This is a genomic window from Vibrio sp. 1288 (assembly GCF_033344475.1).
The window spans coordinates 1-647 of sequence record NZ_JAWPOX010000646.1 but is presented as its reverse complement, the minus strand read 5'-3'; the positions used below and the strand labels follow the sequence as shown (position 1 = coordinate 647).

The window sequence follows — 647 nt, the reverse complement described above, 5'->3', positions numbered from 1 at the left end:
AGAGCCATCAGTTCGAACAATCAAACGCCCAATTTCAGTGTCAACGCCGTTTAGGGTTTTATGTACAAAAACCGTTTGATTGCTGCCGTTAAGATCAACGGTTGTCATATCTATTCCATTCTGTTTGAAATAGATACCTGAATCGTCTGCGCTAAATGAGGTCAGCTCACTGCCATCTGCACCATAATTTAAGTCGCCTTCTACAGGGTCTTGGAACAGTTGAACGGTTCGCGTTCCCTGTCCTTCAACACGAGTGATGGAACTATCGTAAATCGTTGGAACATCATCTGTGATCGTCACAGGAAGATTGATACCAGCGGTATCGCCATCCACATCCGTAGCAAACACAGGCAGATTGAGCGTCAGTAAATCTTCGCCCTGAACACCATGATCCAGTACGCCTTCTAGCGTGAATTTGTATGTTCCGTCAGCATTTAACACCAGAGTAAATACCGATTTTCCATCTGGCGTTTGACCTTGGTAAGTGTAGTTGTTGTTATTCACACCAGTTTGTACGAGCGTGACCACTTGGCCGCCTGACGTTACCCCGCTGATTGGGTTACCAGACAAATCTAACTGGTAAGAAACTATCGTATCCGCACCTTCTACGCTATCAAAGCTGCCGCTTGCTGCTAGGCTGTCTTTAC

At 45.9% G+C, this 647-nt stretch carries 1 protein-coding gene; it reads right to left on the bottom strand.

Going from position 1 to position 647, the window contains the following annotated elements:
* The coding region (locus tag R8O11_RS28530; protein WP_318195036.1) for a hypothetical protein at positions 1-647 on the bottom strand (647 nt) is incomplete at both ends.